Raw genomic sequence first — 18,198 nt, forward strand, 5'->3', positions numbered from 1 at the left:
TATGAAAAAATGAAACGTAAACTATTAACTTTAGCGATTCCAATGTTGTTAATAACAGGGGTAGGTTGTGAGTCAAACGATAAAAAGAAAGACGAAGTAATGGAAGCTTCTGTTAAAGAAAACAAGAAAGAAGACTATAGTAAGAATGCAACATACTTACTTAAAGATTACACTGAACAAACGGAAGAAATAAAAGACCTTATAGATAGCAGAAAATCTAATAAGAAGAAGGCTGAAAAGTTAAAAGAGTTATCGAAACCTTATTTCGAATTAATTGATAAGATTGATAAATTAGATTATAAGTTAGCTGAAGACAATAAAGCACCGATAAACATAAGTAAAGCAATGTTATTCTCGAAATCAGGGGTAGAAAACATACAGGCAGGTTTAGAAAAGGATGATAAAGATACAATTGAATTCGCTAAACAGGATTTAGACGAAGCTTCTGAGTTAGTAGACAAAGCAACAAAAGAACTAAGTAAAAAGAAATAACACAAAGGGGTATATGTGTCAATGAAACGTAAACTATTAGCCTTAGCTATTCCTGTTATGTTGTTAGCAGGTTGTACAACATAGACATATGGACTTACACAGTCAGAGTTACGAAAAGTGGACAAAGAATATTAATCAAATAAACTAACAATATATTAGAAGGTCTTTTCATGAGTTGTGGCTTTTATTATGTAATACTTACAGAGTTTCGTAGACATTTCACCACCCTTTCATTTTTTTAAAAATAGTGCAACTATTGATGTGCCCCTACGCTACCTATCCTCCCCAGAGGACAAATTTTATTTTTTGACAGGGGGACTTAAAAGATTAAATCAAAAAAACAGCCTTCTCAAGTCAATACTTGAAACGGCTGTTTTTAATAAAGGAAAATATTAATATCATGATAAACCTTTCTTTGATTTTATACACTAAATTATCTAAACGTTCCCTTTAGGAGTCACTACTTGTTTTATGACTAAATAGATTATCATAACCTATCGGGGTAAACTGTTCATCTATCCCTAACTTTTGGATAGTAATTATAGAATCCATGCAATCTGAAAGTAACAATCTTTGAGATGCCTCACTATGTTCCATACAAATCCTCCTGTTTATAACGGTTTATTTTTATCAATTTATCAGTTCACATTAATTATATTTTTTTCTTCTACAAACCCTCTATTAAATAGCTCACTTACTAAATTTGAATCCTATGCATACAAAAAAGCTACCGAAGAAACCAAAACAGTTACTTCGAGTAGCTTTTATTTATATATATATTAAAGTTATTTATTTTCCTCTTTTTGAACATATACATAAGCATCTTTCTGCTCTTTATGTATATCAACCTTCGAATTCTCTGCAAGTTGACCCGCGTTTAGCAAAGAAAAAATAATCAAAGCTTCTAGTGACATTTCGTTTTACCACTCCTTTCTAATTGTTATACGTTTATCATACCGCTTACATGTGATTTCCGTATGAACTCGAAAAGGAGATTAAAACAAAAAAGCTTTGAGGAAATTCCTCAAAGCTTTTTATTTATTAGTAACGAATTAAGAAATATTTCTTCTTACCGCGGCGAATGATTGTGAATTTACCTTCGATGCGGTCGTTTTCTGTTACAACGTAGTCTAATGCTTGTGTACGCTCACCGTTCACGTAGATTGCGCCGTTCGTTACATCTTCACGTGCTTGACGTTTTGATGGAGAGATTTTGCTTTCGACAAGTAAGTCGATTAATACTGTATCTTCTGCAGTACGTTCTACAGATGGTACGTCTTTGAATCCTTGCTCGATTTCACTTGCAGTTAGTTCTGCTACAGAACCGCTGAATAGTGCAGCTGAAATTTTAATCGCTTGCTCTAATGCTTCTTCGCCGTGAACAAGTTTTGTCATTTCTGCACCTAATGCTTTTTGTGCTGCACGTTTTTCTGGCGCTTCAGCTACTTGCTTTTCAAGCTCAAGAATTTCTTCATGAGATAAGAATGTGAAGTATTTTAAGTATTTAACAACGTCGCGGTCATCTGTGTTAATCCAGAATTGGTAGAACTCGTAAGGAGTTGTTTTCTCTGGGTCTAACCAAATTGCGCCGCCTTCTGTTTTACCAAACTTCGTACCGTCAGATTTTGTAACAAGTGGAATTGTTAAACCGAATGCTTTCGCATCTTCCTCTGATTTACGAATTAATTCAAGACCAGCTGTAATGTTACCCCATTGGTCACTACCACCGATTTGCAGACGGCAATTATGGTGTTGGTATAAGTTTAAGAAGTCGTATGATTGTAAAATCATGTAACTGAACTCAGTGAATGAAATACCAGTTTCTAAACGAGATGCTACTGTATCTTTTGCTAACATATAGTTTAAACCGAAGTTTTTACCGATATCGCGTAAGAATGAAATTACATCTAAGTTACCAAGCCAGTCATAGTTGTTAGCCATCGTTGCTGGGTTGTCCACGTTTTCGAACTCTAAGAAGTTTGAAAGTTGGTTTTTAATGCTTTCTGTGTAGTAAGCAACTGTATCTTTCGTATTTAATGTACGCTCTGCTTTTTTACCACTTGGGTCGCCGATCATACCAGTACCACCGCCAACAAGTGCGATTGGTTGGTGACCAGCTAATTGGAAACGACGTAACATTAATACTGGTAACATATGACCGATGTGTAAGCTATCTGCTGTCGGATCGAAACCACAGTATAATTTAACGCTTTCTTTTTCTAATAATTGCTCAAGGCCCTCAGCATCTGTTTGCTGATTAATTAGACCGCGAAATTCAAGATCTTGTAAAATACCCATATCCTACATACTCTCCTTTAAGTTCATTACTGGCGTGAAGGTTGAAAACATAAAAAAATCGCCCCTTCAAATAAGGGACGATTTTGATTATCGCGTTACCACCCTAGTTGCAGGCAAAAAAGCCTACCACCTTATTTACATAACGGCTTAGCACCGTCTTTTCCCTTTTGAATACAATTCAATCGAAAAAAGATGCTCTAGGGGCGTAATTCGCGATCATCTATGTGCTGATTTTCACCGGCCATCAGCTCTCTAAAACAGGGAAATGATCACTACTTCTCCCTTTCCACGCTCAATTATTCATATACTTTTCTTTATACCATCATTTATATAGGCGTGTCAAATAGAGGTCCGGTTTCTCTTCTTGTCAATCCTTTACAACGCCATAAAGAGTATCGTAATAAGAGAAAGAATTGGAACCCCAACTAATAACGATACATGAAACACAACCGATAAATCATTCCCAATGGTCGCCTCTACAGGATCTTTCGCTGGAGAACCAAGAAATCCGATTAATCGATCGAAGCGACTTACCGTTTTTGGAAAGTCCGGTACTTCTACATGGTCACTATCTAAATGCTGTTTTAATTTATATTCACTCTTAAAGGGATTTTCGCTCAATTTCGTCCACCTCCAGCAATTGTTTCAATTTCTTTATTCCGTTATGAAGTCTCGATTTCACTGTTCCAATCGGAATGTTTAATATTTCTGCAATTTCTTTTTGCTGCATGTCATGATAATAAGAAAGGATTAGGACCGCTCTTTGCTCTTCTGGAACTTTCAAAATTGCTTCTCTTACTGTAAGCCGATCTTCGTGAGAAAATTCTTTTTCCGGAATCGGCACTAAAAATGGCAAAAGCGTACGCCACTTTTTTCTCCTATTTAACTTATTAATCATAAGACGATAACCAATTTGAAATAAATACGTTTTTATTTTACCTTTTTCAAGTTCATACATATGTTTCTTACGCTCTAGCGTCAAAAACGTATCTTGCACAAGATCGATACTTAATTGTTCATCTCGGTTAAATCGATATAAAAATGTGTATAGCGCTGGTTTGATTAAAACATATAGTCTTTCTCCCGCTTGTTTATCTCCACTTTGATACGCAAGCATGAGCTCCTCCTCAATCCCAATCTGCGCCATGATTTTTGATCTCCTTTATTCCTTTTAACGTTAATGAAATACGGGAAATTAAATATGCAATCGCAATAAAAATCCACAATTGTGATTGATTTGTAAAAAATTGCACATATGGGTTTTGAATCGTAAATCCCATTGCAACTAAAGTATTTAACGCTTGCACACATATGCATGCATACAATGCCAGACAAACAGAAATCGTATCAAATACATTCCAGCGAAAATAAACTTTTGTTTTTGTAAAATCGATTTTATTCCCTTTTTTTCGTACTATATGTTTTCTATCAAATGGAATAATGATTGAAAACATAACACCCATTATAACTCCAGCTGTAAGCATTGATACTCTATATCCAATTGGTATCGGTAAGAAAAGACCACAAGAAAATACAACTATAATCCCAATTAAAGCAAAAGTAAGAAGTAATTTATTAGACATATAAAAGCCTCCCTCATCTATTCTTTCATAAATGTATACAGACGAGGAAGGCACTTCGTTCAAATATTATTTTAGTTTTTTTATAATCTTTGCAGGATTCCCGCCAACTACTACATTATTAGGCACATCTTTCGTTACGACAGCACCAGATGCGATCACCGCATTGTCTCCAATTGTTACACCTGGATTAATAATTGCTCTTCCGCCAATCCATACGTTATCGCCAATTGTAACTGGTTTTCCGTATTCTGATCCGCTTATACGCTCTACCGGATCAAGCGGGTGCGTTGCTGTATAAATGTGAACACCTGGAGCTAACATACAGTTCACTCCGATTGTTACCGGGCATACGTCTAAAATCGTACAGTCAAAGTTCGCGTAAAAATTTTCACCGACATGAATGTTATAGCCGTAATCACATCTAAAAGAAGATTCAAGATGAATATTATCTCCTGTCGTTCCGAATAATTCTTTTATGATTTCGCTACGCTCTTTCAATTGCTCTTCTGGCGTATCATTTAATTTTCTCGTTAATATACGTGCTTGCTCTCTTTCTTGTACTAAAACTGGATCAGCCGGTATATACATTTCTCCTAGTATCATCTTTTCCTTTTCTGGTTTCATCATACTATCCCCTTTAACTTATATATACAAGTTCATGATATCATAAAAAAAAAAGGCCTGAACATTTTTCGTTCAGACCTTCCTCTCTTAATCTTCCATCGTTGATAAGTCACCTGTTGGTAAATTCAGCTCCCACGCTTTTAATACGCGGCGCATAATTTTACCACTTCTCGTTTTCGGTAATTTATCTCTAAATTCAATTTGTCGTGGCGCTGCATGAGCTGCTAGGCCTTTCTTTACAAATTGACGAATTTCTTCTTTTAATTCATCAGATGGTTCGTATCCTGCTCGAAGTGCGATAAATGCTTTAATAATTTCGCCGCGCACCGGATCAGGAATACCAATTACACCAGCTTCTGCAACAGCAGCATGCTCGATTAATTTACTTTCTACTTCAAACGGACCAACGCGCTCACCTGACGTCATAATTACATCGTCAATACGTCCTTGAAACCAGAAGTATCCATCTTCATCCATATAGGCAGAGTCGCCTGATACGTACCAATCTCCCGGCATGAAATAAGATTCATACTTTTGCTGGTTATTCCAGATCCCGCGCATCATAGATGGCCAACCTTTCGCAATCGCTAAGTTACCCATTGTGTAAGGAGGCACTTCATTTCCTTCATTATCAACAATCGCTGCTTTCACACCTGGAATTGGTTTACCCATTGAACCTGGACGGATTTCCATACAAGGGTAGTTACAAATAACTTGTCCACCTGTTTCTGTCATCCACCACGTATCATGAATACGAAGTCCAAATGCATTCATACCCCAGCGAATTACTTCTGGATTTAACGGCTCACCAACGCTTAATACGTGACGAACTTGTGATAAGTCATATTTTTTAATTGCGTCTTGTCCAGCTCCCATTAACATACGGAATGCTGTTGGTGCGCTGTACCAAACCGTCACACCGTAATCTTGCAGTGCTTCATACCACGCTTCTGGACTAAATCGTCCACCTAAAATAACATTTGATGCTCCGACTAACCACGGTGCGAAAATGCCGTAAGCTGTTCCCGTTACCCAGCCCGGGTCAGCTGTGCACCAATATACGTCATCTTCTTTTAAATCTAATACCCATTTCGCCGTTTGATAGTGCTGAACCATTGCATTTTGCGCATGAAGCACACCCTTTGGCTTACCAGTAGAACCAGACGTATAGTGAAGAATTAAACCGTCTTCACGGCCTAACCATTCAATATGTAATTCTTTTGAAGCTTGTTCAAATAAAGGATTGAACGCTACCGTTTTACCGCCTTCTTCTACATTATCTCCAACAAGGAAAACTGTTTTTAAAGCTGGTAAATCATTTAATGGTACGCGCTCTAACAATTCAGGCGTTGTAATTAACACCTTTGCTTCGCTATCTTCTAAACGATCGCGAACTGCGCCTTCCATAAATGCTTCAAATAGCGGTCCAACAATTGCTCCTAATTTCACTGCACCTAAAAGTGCGAAATATAACTCTGGAGAACGTGGCATAAAAATAAAAACGCGATCGCCTTTTTCTACATCGCCATAGTTTTTCAGGACATTTCCTGCTTTATTAGAAAAATCCTTCATTTCCTTAAATGTATATTTCTCTTTTCGCGATCCATCTTGATAATAAAGGGCTACTTTATTCTTTCGATCGGATTTCGCATGCTTATCAATTGCCTCATACGCCATATTTACTCGGCCTGTTTCATTCCAAGTAAAATTTTTATTAACCTCTTCCCAGTTAAAATTCGCGTATGCCTCATCATAATTCGGCAAATTATTTTCTCCTTTAATGACAGGAAGCGTTTCTACTTTCATACTTTACATCCCCCTCCTATGTATTCTATTATCTATTATAATGATATTATTTAAAATTTTCAGTATATTTGTTGATTTTTAGACAAATTTTTAATGACAAAATTCGATTCACATCGCATATATTATAAAGTACGATATTAATAGATTCACAAACCCTCAAGGTGGTGAGCAATACATTGATTCATAAAAAAATATACAATGCTAGAAACTTAAAAACAGCGAAAGGCACTTTAATTATTGAAGGTCCTGTCTCTACACATAATCTTGAAATGTATGAATTTCATCCAGATTTAGTTGCATTTCGTCCTGCAGAACAGCAATATAAAGCAATTGTCGAAATTTCTAAATTACCAGAAGCTCGACTCATTATTGCTAGACATGACCAAATGATTGTTGGATATGTTACATATTTATATCCTGATCCACTTGAACGATGGTCAGAAGGAAAAATAGAAAACTTAATTGAGCTTGGGGCCATTGAAGTAGTCCCAGCCTTCCGCGGGAGTTCTGTCGGAAAGAACTTACTAGAGGTTTCTATGATGGACGATTATATGGAAGATTACATTATATTGACGACTGAATATTATTGGCACTGGGATTTGAAACAAACAGGATTAAATGTTTGGGAATACCGAAAAGTAATGGAGAAGATGATGAATGCCGGCGGGTTACAATGGATGGCTACAGACGATCCTGAAATTTGTTCACATCCTGCCAACTGTTTAATGGTCCGCATCGGTAAACGCGTTGATACGGATTCTATTCAAGCTTTTGACCGTCTACGTTTTCACAATCGTTTTATGTATTAATAAAGGGGGCAACTGGAATGATTGTAGAAGAAATTATGAATCAAAATGTAGTTACACTGCATCCAAACGATACAATCGAAACAGCAATCCGAACGATACGCACGAAAGGCATTCGGCACATTCCAATTGTCGATCAAAATAATCACGTCGTAGGCATTATTTCTGATCGGGATGTAAGAGATGCAAGTCCGTCTATTCTAGATGAACAAGTTTCACTCGATATGCTACAGCAACCGCTCGAACTTATTATGAAACATCCTGTAATGACTTGCCACCCTCTCGATTTCGTTGAGGAAATTGCTACTTTATTTTTTGAAAATAAAATCGGCTGCCTTCCTGTTACAAAGGCTGGTAAGTTAGTTGGTATCATCTCAGAATCTACAGTACTGCACACGTTAGTGAAATTAACAGGGGCACATCAACCGAGTTCACAAATTGAAATTCAAGTAAAAAACGAACCTGGTATTCTTGGAAAAGTCGTTGCTATTTTTAGTGATTTACAAATAAATATCGTGAGCGTTCTCGTCTATCCAGCAAAAGATGAGAATGATAAAGTACTTGTTTTCCGCATTCAAACGATGAATCCTCTAAAAGTGATTGATGCACTTGAAGCAGAAGGCTATCGCGTATTATGGCCGAACATCATGGGGATGCAAGCATGAGTAGCGCGTTTATTTATTCGGATGACTTTCGGGGCTATTCATTTAGCCCTGATCATCCTTTTAACCAACTGCGCGTCACACTTACGTATGATTTATTACAAAAGGGCGGTTTCATCTCTCCCTCTCAAATCATCTCACCACGGATGGCTACAGATGAAGAGATTGCCTACATTCATACAGAGGAGTACATAAATGCGGTAAAACGTGCTGGAGAAGGAAAGTTAGAAAAATCAATTGCGATGACATATGGACTCGGAACAGAAGATACACCGATGTTCCCAAATATGCACGAAGCAAGCGCATTGCTCGTTGGTGGTACGTTAACAGCTGTCGATGCTGTTCTTTCCGGAAAAGTAAAACACGCGCTTAACTTAGGAGGCGGCTTACATCATGGCTTCCGTGGCAAGGCATCTGGCTTTTGTATTTATAACGATAGCTCCATAGCAATGAAGTATATTCAGAAGAAATACGGTTTACGCGTCTTATATATTGATACAGATGCTCATCACGGTGATGGCGTACAGTGGTCGTTTTATGATGACCCTAACGTATGCACCATTTCACTGCATGAAACTGGTCGCTATTTATTCCCTGGAACTGGCGCTGTAAACGAACGTGGACAAGGTAATGGTTATAGTTATTCTTTTAACGTTCCACTCGATGCTTTTACAGAAGATGAATCGTTCTTAGAAGCATATCGAACTGTTGTAAAAGAAGTTGCAGCGTACTTTAAACCGGATATTATTTTAACGCAAAATGGTGCTGACGCACATTATTATGACCCACTTACACATCTTTGTGCGACAATGAATATTTACCGCGAAATACCGAAGCTCGCTCGTGAAATTGCTAATGAATATTGCGACGGTCGCTGGATCGCTGTCGGCGGCGGTGGCTATGATCACTGGCGCGTCGTTCCAAGAGCTTGGGCACTCATTTGGCTCGAAATGAACAACATCCAAAACATCTCAGGTTATCTCCCTCCAGAATGGATTGAAGCTTGGAAAGGACAAGCAGAAACAGAACTTCCCCTCACATGGGAAGATCCAGACAACATGTATAAACCTATCCCCCGTAAACCAGAAATTGAAGAAAAAAATGCATTAACTGTAGCGAAATCCCTTGAAATTATTCGGAATAATATGACAAAATCTTTATACTAAAGGAAAAGGAGGCTCGTTTTTGAATAGCCTCCTTTTATTTAAAGCTTACTATTATTGTCGTTTTCTGTCGGCAAGTCGATATATTTTAATAATCGCTGATATATTCCGAGTTACGCCGATATATTTTGATAATCGCTGATATATTCCGAGTTGCGCCGATATATTCTAATAATCGCTGATATATTTTCATTTTATAACAGTCTGGTCCAACTTTTATGAAAAAAGGACGTGATATTATGTGGACACAACAAATGATCCCCACAAAACGCGGCACATTTGAACTCTTTACAAAAGGAAATGGCGAACCGCTTTGTATTACACATCACTATTCACAATTTAATGAAACTGGTGATTACTTTGCAGATGTTTTCACTGCTACGCAGCGTGTATTTCTCATTAATTTACGAGATGCTGGTAGCTCTGTAACCGCCCAGTCAGAAAACGAATTAAGTATGATTGAAACGGTTCACGATTTAGAAGCAATACGGGTAGCTTTACAACTCCCAACATGGCATTTCGCTGGTCATTCGACAGGTGGTATGCTTGGACTTTTATATGCGATTACATATCCAAATTCCTTACAATCATTAGTCATCGTTGGAGCTGCAGCAAGTAACTATACCGAAATACCATTCTGCATTTATCACCCAGCACATCCACAGTTTCATTATATGCAAAAACTCATCGAAAACTTAAAAAGCCCTCACCTTACAAGTGAAGAACGAAAAGAACTATCTACTGAGAGAACAAAATTATCACTGCATAAACCAGAAAACTACAACTCTTATTTTTGTAAACCAATCCAAAAAACTATGTCCGCTAGCCGGATGAACGCTTTCGCCAATGAATATCCGTCATTTGATTTAAGAGAGTATTTACCTTCCATCCAAACAAAGACACTTATTATATGCGGAAGATATGATGTACAGTGTCCAATTCAATATTCTATCGAGATACATGATGGGATACGTAATTCTATCTTCATTCCATTCGAAAACAGCAACCATTATCCTTTTTTAGAAGAAACGACTCTGTTTACTTCTACTACTCAAACATTTTATAAATCATTGCAACAAGGAACTCTAAAATAGTATGTTAAGGTCGCAAGCTAATTTTCCAACAAAAAGCTCACAGCCTCTATAAGACTATGAGCTTTTTCAAAAGAAATATTTCACACTAGTAACAACCAAAAGAAGAACAGAAAAAATCACTAAACCTAAATCAATAAATACTGACTTTTTATCTCCTTCTTTTAAACTTATCATAAAACTAGAAATTATTTTAATTGCAAAAAAGACCATCATAAATAACCAACCGAAATGATCATTCGTAGAATCTTCATCATAAAACATTTGTATTGCACCAATAATTAATAAGATAAGTACCATATTAGTTCCAATCTTTAAAACCTTGTTTGATTTATTATCTTTTAATGTATCCCCCAAAATGTAGCACGCCCTCTCACACTCTCCTATGTTTTATCTCTCTTTACATTTTAACATAAATTTCCTATTCTCTCCTTTCGTTCAAATAACATATAAAAAACCTACCAATAACTCGGCAGGTTCCCTACACATTAAAACGATAACCAGCTCCCCACACTGTTTCAATATATTGCGGGTGGGCAGGGTCTCTTTCGATTTTTTCACGTAACTTTCTAACATGAACGACAACAGTGGCTAAATCACCAGCGGAATCTAATCCCCAAATGCGTTCAAATAACTGTTCTTTATTTAATACTTGGTTTGGATGTGTGACAAAGAATGTTAATAAATCAAATTCCTTCGTTGTAAATGCCACTTCTTCATTGTTTATAAAAACTTTCCTCGCTCGTTGATCGATAGAAATTCCGTGAATGTATAGCGTATCACGTTGCTTATTTACATTTCCTAATAATCTTTCATAACGAGCAATATGCGCTTTTACTCTTGCGACTAATTCGCTTGGACTAAACGGTTTCGTTATATAATCATCCGCTCCTAATCCGAGTCCGCGAATTTTATCTATATCTTCTTTTTTTGCTGAAACAAGTAGAATCGGAATATCTTTTACAGCACGTATTTGTTTACAAATTTCGAATCCGTTCATTTTCGGAAGCATAATATCTAAAATAATTAAATCATAGTCTTCTTGCAGAGCTGTTTGTAAACCTATTTCTCCTGAATGCTCTACATCAACTTGGGAATCATTAATTTCTAAATAATCTCGCTGTAATTCTGCAATACTTACTTCATCTTCTATTAATAAAATTCTTTTCAATTTACTCACCACATTCCTCTACTTTTTCCAATGAGAAGAAAATGCTTGTGCCTTTACCAAGCTCGCTTTCCGCCCAAATTTCCCCGCCATGTTCTTCAACAATTTGCTTCGCTATTGCTAAACCAAGTCCACTTCCACCTGTGCTAGAATTCCGCGATTGCTCTGCACGATAAAAACGTTCAAAGATATACGGCAATGTATCAGCTTCTATACCTGATCCGTTGTCCATCACTTTCACAATAATTTTATTATTATCACTCGATACTGTTACAGTAATTTTCTTCTCTTCTTTATCCATGTATTTCACACTATTATGAATTAAATTTGATATCACTCTATTTATCTTTTCACAATCGGCCGTTACATATAGTGTTGATGCATGTAATTGTAAGTTAACTTCTATACCTTCTTTACTTAAATCCATTTGCATCTCTTCTATTAATTCTTGCATAAACGTATTTAATTCAACTGTTTCAAACTGGAATGGAACTCGATTCAAATCGAGCTTCGAAAATAAAAATAGTTCATCAATGAGTGTGTCCATATGTTTTGCCTTCGTATGGATAGTTGTTAAATACTTATCCATTTTTTCTGGCGTATTTGCTACCCCGTCCTTTATTCCTTCTACATATCCTATAATTGATGTAATCGGTGTTTTTAAGTCATGAGAGATGTTTGAAATAAGCTCTTTTCGATTTTCTTCATACTGTGTTTGCATCTCTATCGATTCTTTTAATCTCTTCCTCATTTCCTCAAACCCTTGATTTAATTGCCCTATTTCGTCGTGTGATGTAATTGGTATTTGAAAATCTAAATTTCCTTCTTTAATTTTCTCCGTTGCGCCTTTCAATACAAAAATTGGTTTTATTACACTTCTTGAAACGAGGTAACTTAATAATCCAATGAGTAAAATGGCTAGTAGTAAAAGCGATACGAATAAGATTGGAAATAACTTTTGTGTAAGATCTACAAATGAACTTTGCTTTTTTAGTACAAATATACTCCCTTCTTCTTTCTCGGGAAAATAAAAATCAAATTTTACATATCGATAAAATGTATCGCCTAGTTCGGTTGTACCACGACTATTAATATTTGCCGCTTCAAATTTCGGAAGGGCTTCTGTTAAAGTCGAACTTTCAAATCCCTTATTAGCATAAGAAATGTTTTCTCCCTTTCTTACAATTATTTTCACACCTTCTTTTTCAATTGATGAAACGAACGATTCATCTAATAATTGAGATTGATGTTGCTTTGCCGCTAATTTTAATTCAAGATAGGCATTTTCTTCTTCTGGTGTAAGCGGCTTTTGAATGTAAGAACTTTTATAGAAATTTTTCACTGCTTCCAAATCACCTGTTATTGAAAAAACAATTAAAAATCCCGCGACTAATATGAGCGTAATAGAAACAAGAATGACAGCAATATAAGAAAATAAAAACCTTGTTTTAATAGACATAATTTACATCCTCACTTTATTCCGCATTAACAGGTAGTAAAACTGCCCGTTAATGCCCGATTGGTGTGAGCTAATAATCAGTGGGGATGCCCCCACTGATTAAAGTTTCACTTTACCCATCCTTCATATTCATAAGCATAAAAATATATGTTCAAATACTCAAGCGATTTTATAGTAATTTTAGCGTCAGTTTATAAAAATTTAATGTTCCTATTTTACAGTTGAGATTAGGAGGTTGAAATTCCATGTTCAAAAAAACATTCAGTATGATATGTTGCGTAATTTTTTTACACGGATGCTCGCAAGAACAAGAAGTAAAAAAGGAGATGACAAACATGGAGACTGCACTACTAGCAGCTACTGAAAAAAATGAAACGAATACTGTTATATCTTTACTAAAACAAGGTGCAAATATAAATGCGACGGATAATCAAGGACGTACCTCTCTTATGATTGCTACATACAAAAATGATATAAAAACTGCAAAGGCACTTATCGAAGCTGGTGCTGACGTAAATATCCAAGATGACATGAAAAACAATCCCTTTCTATACGCCGGTGCGGAAGGTTACTTAGACATTTTAAAGCTAACAATTGATGCTGGTGCAGATCCTACGATTACAAATCGTTACGGCGGAACAGCTCTTATCCCAGCCTCAGAACATGGCTATATTGACGTTATAAAAGAAATCCTCACTCGAACAAATATTGATGTAAATCATGTAAATAACCTAGGATGGACAGCTTTAATGGAAGCCATCGTACTAAGTAACGGAAACGAAACACAGCAACAAGTCATTCGCCTTCTTATTGAGCACGGTGCAGATGTAAATATTCCAGATAATGATGGTGTTACCCCGTTAGAGCATGCTCGCGCTCATAATTTTGCAGAGATAGAGAAGATTTTGTTAGAAGGGAATAAGTAAAAAGCTTATCTTTGCCTTCCTCCCCCATCCTATGCTACATTTAAGCCGTTACATCAATATTAATAGGGTGGGAATACATATGAATAAACCTAAAATTGGGATGATTGGACTTGGTAGCATTGCGCAAAAGGCCTATCTTCCAACACTTACAAAAGAAACAGATTGGAACTTTGTCGGGGCGTTTACACCTAACGCAGAGAAAAGAAAACAAGTTTGCCAGCAATACCGAATTCAAGACTTTCATTCTATTGAAACGTTAGCTTCGGAATGTGATGCAATCTTCGTTCATAGTTCAACTGCATCGCATTATGAAATCGTTTCTGAGCTTTTGAAAAAAGGAATCGACGTTTATGTTGATAAGCCGTTAGCAGCTACTGTGGAACAAGCTGAGCAACTAGTCGAGTTGAGCGAGAAGTATAACCGAAAGTTAATGGTCGGATTTAATCGCAGATTCGTTCCTATGTATGTCGCTGCCAAAGAACAGGCTCATGATATTTCATGGATTCGAATTGAAAAGCATCGCACAAATAAAGTCGGGCCATATACGTACGACTTCACTATGTTAGATGATTATTTACACATTGTAGATACTGCTCGCTGGTTCGCTAATGATGACCTTAACGTCGTTCACAATATGATGCAAATCAATGAAAAGAATGAACTTCTTTACGGACATCATACATATACAACTCCAAGTGGACTGTTACTTTCTACTGCAATGCATCGCCATGCCGGTACAAATTTAGAACAAATTGAACTTGTAACGCCAGGGAAAATCATTCGCGTAAAAAATATGAATACATTTGAAATTGAACAGGAAAACTCAGTTTCACAAAGCGGTTCTCCATCATGGGATACGACGTTAAAACAACGTGGTTTTGAAGATGCTGTTCATCATTTTATTGAATGTGTACACGGAGATACAAAGCCTGTTGTAGATGGATTAGAAGGATTAAAAACGCAGCAAATGCTACAATCTTTACTAGATGATGTAAACAAAAATTAAAACGGATACATTTTTCAGAATTTACTTTCATTCCCATTTCCCCTTTATTTCTCTCGTAAATTTCTATAGAATATGTTGATAGGAATTATAAATTTCATAATGAATCGTGGAAAGGATGGGATTGACACATGTGGAACGAGTTTAAAAAGTTCGCTTTCAAAGGGAATGTCGTTGATTTAGCTGTCGGGGTTGTAATCGGTGCTGCATTCGGTAAAATCGTTAGTTCTTTAGTAAAAGACATTATTACACCATTACTTGGTATGGTATTAGGTGGCGTTAACTTTACAGATTTGCACTTTGGATACGGTAAATCAGCTGTTATGTATGGTAACTTCATCCAAACAATTTTTGATTTCTTAATTATCGCAGCTTCTATCTTTATGTTTGTTAAAGTTTTCAACAAACTAACATCTAAAAAAGAAGACGAAAAAGAGGAAGAAATTCCAGAACCAACAAAAGAAGAAGTTCTTCTTGGCGAAATTCGCGACTTATTAAAACAACAAAATTCTTCTAAAGATAGAGCATAATTGAACGGATAAAAAGGCATGTCCCTCGGGACATGCCTTTTCTATATGCTATAACGTTTCCGAATTCATATGAATAAATAAAATAATACCAGCAACCATAAGTACCATAATGCTACCTGCAAATAGTGTAATACCAATAAACATTAAACTTGTGCTCATATCTACTGATACACTTTCAATAAAAATAGAAATTACATACGTGATAAGGGCAATTCCTGCAAGAATACTTCCTGGAACAAATCGCTTTAAACCATTTTGTTTTAACGTCATATATGCAAAAATAGCAGTCATACAAAGCGTAATTATCCAAAGAACGATCATCTCTTTTCCCCCCTCACAAGCCTTTTCTTTCTATTATACATGACATTGCCCTATAATAGTTAAATTTGCACTTATGTGACATATAACACGGAATAATAAAATCTATAGAGAAGTCTTTTAATAAATAAATTCTAATATAATATTATAAAGTTTTTAAACAAGTAGAGCGATTCGATTATATTACAGTTGACTTAGACAAAGATGCAAGTATTATTGCCAACAACGTGAAACAATATGATCCTTCTAGATTAGAACAGTTAATACAAAGTTTTAAACGCAATGCATAAACATGCCTTGAACATGATTTACGAAACCAAGAAGAATTTTTTTCATTTAAAAAAGAATCAATTTATATAAAAAAATGGATATTTTTCATATAAATTGATATAATTACCATATATAAATATTCTTTGTAAGGGAGTGTTCATAATGATTTGGATTTCACTAATCGTATTAGCTTATTTCATCATTCTCGTCCCAATACAATACAACTACATTAAAATGCTCAAAGAAAAACAGAAAAAAATGAGTGTCTCACAAAACGAACTATATGACAACATGTCTTATGAAGAATCCCAAGTACATTACCATTATCAAAGTAACGTATTTACAATACCTGCTTCGCTTATCGCAAGTATTATTTATAAAGTGAAACATGCAGCATAATATGTACGCTGTAAAATTATTGTTTGAGTCTGTTCATTCTGGTGAGCCTCATCCTACGAAAATGGATGAGCATTATGAAGAGAATCACGATATACTTTTTGAAGAAAGTATTATTCTTGTTAAAGCAAACAGTTTAGAAGAAGCTCATGAACTAGGTGAAAAGATAGCTATACAATCGGAGCACACATACGATAATATGTATGATGAGCAAATCACATGGACGTTCCGAAAAGTGTTACATGTGTTTGAATTAGACGATACGCCATTTGAAACTGGAAAAGAATTGTACGCAAGATTTTTACACGTTAAGAAAAATGAAACTGTAGATACAGTAATTGAAAAATATTATCCTGAATACAAATAAAAGCTCACAGCAATCGCTGTGAGCTTTTTTATACTTACTTCGTTGAATCTCTAAATTGGATACGGTGAGGTAAGATAACAGTGTGATCTTCCACTTTTTCTTTGTTCATATACTTTGTTAATAGACGCATTGCTACTGCACCGATATCATACATTGGTTGTACAACTGTTGAAAGCTGCGGACGAACCATTAATGCAAGGCGTGTATTATCGAAACCAAGTACTTCTACATCAGTTGGTACGTTTAATCCAGCGTCTTGTGCTGCATGGATTACACCTAGTGCCATTTCATCAGAAGACACGAAGATTGCTGTTGGCTTTTCATCATTGCTCCAAAGCTTTTCGAATGCTTCGATACCTGAGTCATATGTGTAATCTCCATCGATTACAAGATTTTCATCATATGAAATACCTTCTTCTTCTAAAGCTTTTTTATAACCTTGTAACTTCTTCGCGCTTCCCGCTTTATCAATGAATGGACCAGAGACGAAACCGATACGTTTATGTCCTTGCTCGATAAAGTGCTTCATTGCATCGTAAGCTGCTTGTGTATAATCAATATTTACTGATGGCGTTTCATTTTGCTCATCAAATGACGCTGCTAATACAATTGGTACTGGAGATTTTTTAAATTCTTCAATGTGAAGGTCTGTAATATCTTCACCCATGAAAACAATTCCGTCCACTTGTTTTCCAAGCATCGTATTTAATAGATGGAACTCTTTCTCTTTGTTTTGATCAGAGTTACTTAAAATGATGTTATATTTGTACATTGTTGCGATATCTTCAATTCCACGTGCAAGTTCTGCATAAAACGTATTTGAGATATCAGGAATAATAACACCTACTGTAGTTGTCTTCTTACTTGCTAGTCCACGTGCTACCGCATTTGGGCGGTATCCTAAACGATCAATTGCTTCTAATACTTTCTTTCTTGTTGTAGGCTTTACATTTGGGTTACCGTTCACAACGCGTGATACGGTAGCCATTGAAACGTTCGCTTCGCGCGCTACATCATAGATTGTTACGTTCATCTCATCGCACACTCCTTCTATTTTTGTTATCTATTTTTATGTATCGGTTACTTGAATGAAAAAAAGACATCAACTCTATTTGCAGATGCCACCAATCGTCCCGAGTTCTTCCTTTTACTAATGATACGATATAAACGCAGGCTCATACAATATTTTCCCGCAAAAGTTTCGAAAAAATTCGCTTCTTTTCTCGTATTTTCGTA

Annotated in this window: 23 protein-coding genes, 1 pseudogene and 1 other annotated feature; of the genes and pseudogenes, 11 read left to right on the forward strand and 13 right to left on the reverse strand. The window is 36.0% G+C overall.

What is annotated here, in order from left to right:
- Positions 1-9: 9 nt before the first annotated feature.
- Positions 10-492: a hypothetical protein gene (locus JFU02_RS14555; RefSeq protein WP_017763655.1), complete on the forward strand. Its 483-nt coding sequence runs from the start codon at positions 10-12 to the stop codon at positions 490-492.
- A 450-nt stretch (positions 493-942) separates the two neighbouring features.
- Here the strand turns inward: JFU02_RS14555 and JFU02_RS14560 are convergent, their stop codons facing one another.
- The 8 genes from JFU02_RS14560 to acsA form a co-directional block, all read right to left on the reverse strand.
- Positions 943-1,089, reverse strand: coding sequence for a hypothetical protein (locus JFU02_RS14560; RefSeq protein WP_017763656.1), 147 nt, complete (start codon positions 1,087-1,089; stop codon positions 943-945).
- Positions 1,090-1,277: 188 nt separating this feature from the next.
- Entirely contained in the window at positions 1,278-1,406 is a 129-nt protein-coding gene (locus tag JFU02_RS14565) for a hypothetical protein (RefSeq protein WP_000050940.1), read from the reverse strand.
- Between the two features lie 127 nt (positions 1,407-1,533).
- A complete protein-coding gene (gene tyrS, locus JFU02_RS14570; RefSeq protein ID WP_001994474.1) occupies positions 1,534-2,790 on the reverse strand; it encodes a tyrosine--tRNA ligase in 1,257 nt (418 codons plus the stop codon).
- Between the two features lie 70 nt (positions 2,791-2,860).
- Positions 2,861-3,088 (reverse strand) — a binding site (T-box leader).
- 77 nt (positions 3,089-3,165) lie between these two features.
- Positions 3,166-3,411 (reverse strand): hypothetical protein, encoded by a 246-nt coding sequence (locus tag JFU02_RS14575; RefSeq protein WP_001293795.1) that lies wholly within the window; start codon positions 3,409-3,411, stop codon positions 3,166-3,168.
- Positions 3,392-3,937, reverse strand: a complete 546-nt coding sequence (locus JFU02_RS14580) for an RNA polymerase sigma factor (protein ID WP_000057201.1) — start codon at positions 3,935-3,937, stop codon at positions 3,392-3,394. Before JFU02_RS14580 ends, JFU02_RS14575 begins: the two co-directional genes overlap by 20 nt.
- Positions 3,918-4,373, reverse strand: a complete 456-nt coding sequence (locus tag JFU02_RS14585; protein ID WP_000066443.1) for a hypothetical protein — start codon at positions 4,371-4,373, stop codon at positions 3,918-3,920. Before JFU02_RS14585 ends, JFU02_RS14580 begins: the two co-directional genes overlap by 20 nt.
- A 66-nt stretch (positions 4,374-4,439) precedes the next feature.
- Positions 4,440-5,000 (reverse strand): maltose acetyltransferase domain-containing protein, encoded by a 561-nt coding sequence (locus tag JFU02_RS14590; RefSeq protein WP_061666050.1) that lies wholly within the window; start codon positions 4,998-5,000, stop codon positions 4,440-4,442.
- Positions 5,001-5,084: 84 nt separating this feature from the next.
- Positions 5,085-6,803, reverse strand: coding sequence for an acetate--CoA ligase (gene acsA, locus JFU02_RS14595; RefSeq protein ID WP_000862049.1), 1,719 nt, complete (start codon positions 6,801-6,803; stop codon positions 5,085-5,087).
- A 176-nt stretch (positions 6,804-6,979) separates the two neighbouring features.
- Between acsA and acuA the strand changes: the two genes are divergently transcribed.
- The 4 genes from acuA (at position 6,980) to JFU02_RS14615 (ending at position 10,528) form a co-directional block, all read left to right on the forward strand.
- Positions 6,980-7,612 carry an acetoin utilization protein acetyltransferase AcuA gene (gene acuA, locus JFU02_RS14600; RefSeq protein WP_000581392.1) on the forward strand — a complete coding sequence of 211 codons (633 nt, stop codon included), beginning with the start codon at positions 6,980-6,982 and terminating at the stop codon, positions 7,610-7,612.
- Positions 7,613-7,629: 17 nt separating this feature from the next.
- A complete protein-coding gene (locus JFU02_RS14605; protein WP_000634583.1) occupies positions 7,630-8,274 on the forward strand; it encodes an acetoin utilization AcuB family protein in 645 nt (214 codons plus the stop codon).
- Positions 8,271-9,437, forward strand: a complete 1,167-nt coding sequence (gene acuC, locus JFU02_RS14610) for an acetoin utilization protein AcuC (RefSeq protein WP_000092808.1) — start codon at positions 8,271-8,273, stop codon at positions 9,435-9,437. Before JFU02_RS14605 ends, acuC begins: the two co-directional genes overlap by 4 nt.
- A 215-nt stretch (positions 9,438-9,652) precedes the next feature.
- The gene (locus tag JFU02_RS14615) at positions 9,653-10,528 is read left to right on the forward strand and encodes an alpha/beta fold hydrolase (RefSeq protein ID WP_201071159.1); all 876 of its coding nucleotides are present in this window, start codon (positions 9,653-9,655) and stop codon (positions 10,526-10,528) included.
- Positions 10,529-10,594: 66 nt separating this feature from the next.
- On the opposite strand, the gene JFU02_RS14620 is transcribed toward JFU02_RS14615, so the two are convergent.
- From JFU02_RS14620 to JFU02_RS14630, 3 genes are all read right to left on the reverse strand, one after another.
- Positions 10,595-10,882 (reverse strand): hypothetical protein, encoded by a 288-nt coding sequence (locus tag JFU02_RS14620; RefSeq protein ID WP_061666047.1) that lies wholly within the window; start codon positions 10,880-10,882, stop codon positions 10,595-10,597.
- Positions 10,883-11,006: 124 nt separating this feature from the next.
- Complete coding sequence (locus JFU02_RS14625) at positions 11,007-11,696, reverse strand: response regulator transcription factor (RefSeq protein ID WP_201071162.1); 690 nt, start codon at positions 11,694-11,696, stop codon at positions 11,007-11,009.
- Position 11,697: 1 nt separating this feature from the next.
- A complete protein-coding gene (locus tag JFU02_RS14630) occupies positions 11,698-13,152 on the reverse strand; it encodes a sensor histidine kinase (RefSeq protein WP_061666046.1) in 1,455 nt (484 codons plus the stop codon).
- A gap of 245 nt (positions 13,153-13,397) precedes the next feature.
- Between JFU02_RS14630 and JFU02_RS14635 the strand changes: the two genes are divergently transcribed.
- From JFU02_RS14635 to mscL, 3 genes are all read left to right on the forward strand, one after another.
- Positions 13,398-14,078 (forward strand): ankyrin repeat domain-containing protein, encoded by a 681-nt coding sequence (locus JFU02_RS14635; RefSeq protein ID WP_061666045.1) that lies wholly within the window; start codon positions 13,398-13,400, stop codon positions 14,076-14,078.
- 79 nt (positions 14,079-14,157) lie between these two features.
- Complete coding sequence (locus JFU02_RS14640) at positions 14,158-15,084, forward strand: Gfo/Idh/MocA family protein (RefSeq protein ID WP_001039702.1); 927 nt, start codon at positions 14,158-14,160, stop codon at positions 15,082-15,084.
- Between the two features lie 128 nt (positions 15,085-15,212).
- Positions 15,213-15,611 carry a large conductance mechanosensitive channel protein MscL gene (mscL, locus tag JFU02_RS14645; RefSeq protein ID WP_000267016.1) on the forward strand — a complete coding sequence of 133 codons (399 nt, stop codon included), beginning with the start codon at positions 15,213-15,215 and terminating at the stop codon, positions 15,609-15,611.
- 48 nt (positions 15,612-15,659) lie between these two features.
- Here the strand turns inward: mscL and JFU02_RS14650 are convergent, their stop codons facing one another.
- Positions 15,660-15,932 (reverse strand): DUF3917 domain-containing protein, encoded by a 273-nt coding sequence (locus JFU02_RS14650; RefSeq protein WP_000636589.1) that lies wholly within the window; start codon positions 15,930-15,932, stop codon positions 15,660-15,662.
- A gap of 179 nt (positions 15,933-16,111) precedes the next feature.
- Between JFU02_RS14650 and JFU02_RS32765 the strand changes: the two are divergent.
- From JFU02_RS32765 to JFU02_RS14660, 3 genes and pseudogenes are all read left to right on the forward strand, one after another.
- Positions 16,112-16,216: pseudogene (locus tag JFU02_RS32765) on the forward strand (protein Dhp61); the annotation flags it as partial.
- A 145-nt stretch (positions 16,217-16,361) separates the two neighbouring features.
- Positions 16,362-16,598 (forward strand): DUF3949 domain-containing protein, encoded by a 237-nt coding sequence (locus JFU02_RS14655; protein WP_000637901.1) that lies wholly within the window; start codon positions 16,362-16,364, stop codon positions 16,596-16,598.
- A gap of 1 nt (position 16,599) precedes the next feature.
- A complete protein-coding gene (locus tag JFU02_RS14660) occupies positions 16,600-16,962 on the forward strand; it encodes a DUF4288 domain-containing protein (RefSeq protein ID WP_061666072.1) in 363 nt (120 codons plus the stop codon).
- A gap of 34 nt (positions 16,963-16,996) precedes the next feature.
- On the opposite strand, the gene ccpA is transcribed toward JFU02_RS14660, so the two are convergent.
- Positions 16,997-17,995 (reverse strand): catabolite control protein A, encoded by a 999-nt coding sequence (ccpA, locus tag JFU02_RS14665; RefSeq protein ID WP_001103313.1) that lies wholly within the window; start codon positions 17,993-17,995, stop codon positions 16,997-16,999.
- Positions 17,996-18,198: the final 203 nt, after the last annotated feature.

Origin of the sequence: Bacillus sp. TH13 (assembly GCF_016651175.1) — a bacterium.
Taxonomy (GTDB): domain Bacteria; phylum Bacillota; class Bacilli; order Bacillales; family Bacillaceae_G; genus Bacillus_A; species Bacillus_A thuringiensis_S.

What these genes read in the sequence shown, in the direction of transcription:
- JFU02_RS14555 (WP_017763655.1), top strand. Translation starts at nt 10, where the DNA reads ATGAAACGTAAACTATTAACTTTAGCGATTCCAATGTTGTTAATAACA.
- JFU02_RS14560 (WP_017763656.1), bottom strand. Translation starts at nt 1,089, where the DNA reads ATGGAACATAGTGAGGCATCTCAAAGATTGTTACTTTCAGATTGCATG.
- JFU02_RS14565 (WP_000050940.1), bottom strand. Translation starts at nt 1,406, where the DNA reads ATGTCACTAGAAGCTTTGATTATTTTTTCTTTGCTAAACGCGGGTCAA.
- tyrS (WP_001994474.1), bottom strand. Translation starts at nt 2,790, where the DNA reads ATGGGTATTTTACAAGATCTTGAATTTCGCGGTCTAATTAATCAGCAA.
- JFU02_RS14580 (WP_000057201.1), bottom strand. Translation starts at nt 3,937, where the DNA reads ATGGCGCAGATTGGGATTGAGGAGGAGCTCATGCTTGCGTATCAAAGT.
- JFU02_RS14585 (WP_000066443.1), bottom strand. Translation starts at nt 4,373, where the DNA reads ATGTCTAATAAATTACTTCTTACTTTTGCTTTAATTGGGATTATAGTT.
- JFU02_RS14590 (WP_061666050.1), bottom strand. Translation starts at nt 5,000, where the DNA reads ATGATGAAACCAGAAAAGGAAAAGATGATACTAGGAGAAATGTATATA.
- acsA (WP_000862049.1), bottom strand. Translation starts at nt 6,803, where the DNA reads ATGAAAGTAGAAACGCTTCCTGTCATTAAAGGAGAAAATAATTTGCCG.
- JFU02_RS14605 (WP_000634583.1), top strand. Translation starts at nt 7,630, where the DNA reads ATGATTGTAGAAGAAATTATGAATCAAAATGTAGTTACACTGCATCCA.
- acuC (WP_000092808.1), top strand. Translation starts at nt 8,271, where the DNA reads ATGAGTAGCGCGTTTATTTATTCGGATGACTTTCGGGGCTATTCATTT.
- JFU02_RS14615 (WP_201071159.1), top strand. Translation starts at nt 9,653, where the DNA reads ATGAAAAAAGGACGTGATATTATGTGGACACAACAAATGATCCCCACA.
- JFU02_RS14630 (WP_061666046.1), bottom strand. Translation starts at nt 13,152, where the DNA reads ATGTCTATTAAAACAAGGTTTTTATTTTCTTATATTGCTGTCATTCTT.
- JFU02_RS14635 (WP_061666045.1), top strand. Translation starts at nt 13,398, where the DNA reads ATGTTCAAAAAAACATTCAGTATGATATGTTGCGTAATTTTTTTACAC.
- JFU02_RS14640 (WP_001039702.1), top strand. Translation starts at nt 14,158, where the DNA reads ATGAATAAACCTAAAATTGGGATGATTGGACTTGGTAGCATTGCGCAA.
- mscL (WP_000267016.1), top strand. Translation starts at nt 15,213, where the DNA reads ATGTGGAACGAGTTTAAAAAGTTCGCTTTCAAAGGGAATGTCGTTGAT.
- JFU02_RS14650 (WP_000636589.1), bottom strand. Translation starts at nt 15,932, where the DNA reads ATGATCGTTCTTTGGATAATTACGCTTTGTATGACTGCTATTTTTGCA.
- JFU02_RS14655 (WP_000637901.1), top strand. Translation starts at nt 16,362, where the DNA reads ATGATTTGGATTTCACTAATCGTATTAGCTTATTTCATCATTCTCGTC.
- JFU02_RS14660 (WP_061666072.1), top strand. Translation starts at nt 16,600, where the DNA reads ATGTACGCTGTAAAATTATTGTTTGAGTCTGTTCATTCTGGTGAGCCT.
- ccpA (WP_001103313.1), bottom strand. Translation starts at nt 17,995, where the DNA reads ATGAACGTAACAATCTATGATGTAGCGCGCGAAGCGAACGTTTCAATG.